This window comes from Streptomyces novaecaesareae, assembly GCF_000716875.1.
GTDB lineage: Bacteria > Actinomycetota > Actinomycetes > Streptomycetales > Streptomycetaceae > Kitasatospora > Kitasatospora novaecaesareae.
The window spans coordinates 1-1,301 of the sequence record NZ_JNWQ01000197.1 but is presented as its reverse complement, the minus strand read 5'-3'; the positions used below and the strand labels follow the sequence as shown (position 1 = coordinate 1,301).

General features: G+C 67.9%; 1 protein-coding gene and 1 pseudogene. Both read right to left on the bottom strand.

Going from position 1 to position 1,301, the window contains the following annotated elements:
* Window positions 1-40: 40 nt before the first annotated feature.
* Window positions 41-1,105 carry an IS3 family transposase gene (locus OP86_RS32455; RefSeq protein ID WP_245231850.1) on the bottom strand — a complete coding sequence of 355 codons (1,065 nt, stop codon included), beginning with the start codon at window positions 1,103-1,105 and terminating at the stop codon, window positions 41-43.
* Window positions 1,051-1,230 (bottom strand): annotated as a pseudogene (locus OP86_RS38560) (transposase); the annotation flags it as partial. The pseudogene OP86_RS38560 and the gene OP86_RS32455, both read right to left, overlap by 55 nt.
* Window positions 1,231-1,301: the final 71 nt, after the last annotated feature.

Sequence of the window (1,301 nt, the reverse complement as noted above, 5' to 3'; positions counted from 1 at the left end):
GTGAGCTGCCCCGAGTTTCGTGGAGTCCGCGATCGTGTGATCAAGCGGCCCGCGGGACTTCCTCCAGGCTCGCCCAATACGCCTGCTCGTATTCGTCGGGCGGGATGTAGCCGAGGGCGGAGTGGAGTCGTTCACCGTTGTACCACGTGACCCACTGGAAGACGGCCCGCTCGACTTCGTCGTAGTCCCGCCACGGTCCCTGATGCTCGATCAGTTCAGCCTTGAACGTGCCATTCAGGGCCTCGGCCATCGCATTGTCGTACGAATCGGCGACGGAGCCCACGGACGCCGAGGCGCCGACCTCGGACAATCGCTCTGTGTAGCGAATAGACACGTATTGCGACCCGCGGTCGCTGTGGTGAATGAGGTCGGCGTCCTTCTTGATCTTCTGCCGCCACAGCGCCATCTCCAGCGCGTCCAGCGGCAGGTCCGTGCGCATGTGGGTGGCGGCCTGCCAGCCCACGATCCGGCGGGAGTACGCGTCCAGGACGAACGCCACGTAGACCCAGCCCGACCACGTGCGGATGTAGGTCAGGTCCGCCAGCCACAGCTGGTTCGGCCGCTCGGCGGTGAACCGCCGGTTGACCAGGTCCGGCGGACGCGGCGCGGTCGGCTCAGGGACCGTGGTGCGACGCCGCTGCCCGCGGATGACGCCCTCGATCCCGAGCTCCCGCATCAGCCGCTCGACCGTGCAGCGGGCCACCGCGTGGCCGGCGCGGACCAGCGCGCGGGTGACCCGGCGGGCGCCGTAGGTGCGGCCGGAGTCCTCCCACACGGCTGTGACCAGCGGAATCAGCTCTTCGTCGCGCAACCGGCGGGCGGACTTCGGCCGCGTCTTCCGCGCGAAGTACGTCGAGGGAGACAGGTCCAGCACCCGGCACACGGGATCGACCCCGAAGCCGTCTCGCAGGTTGTCGATCACCTGCTCGGCCTCGTCCGGGGACGGTCGATCTCCTGGGCAAAAAACACGCTGGCGGCCTTGAGAATCTCGTTGGCCCGCCTCAACTCGGCATTCTCTTTCCTGAGTTGCTTCAGCTCCTCCAGCTCGGAGCTGGTCAGGCGGTCGTCGCGCTCGCCGGCGTCGGCCTCGGCCTGGCGGACCCACGACCGCAGGGCCTCCTTGTGGATGCCGAGGTCGCGGGCGACATGCGCCACCGGGCGGCCGGTCGAGCGGACCTCGCGGACGGCGCGCTCGCGGAGTTCATCGGGGTACTTACGTGGTGCTGGCACTGCAGGTGGTTCTCCTTACGCCTGGATCGTAACCCAGGCTTCAAGGACTCCACGAAGATCAGTGCAGCTCA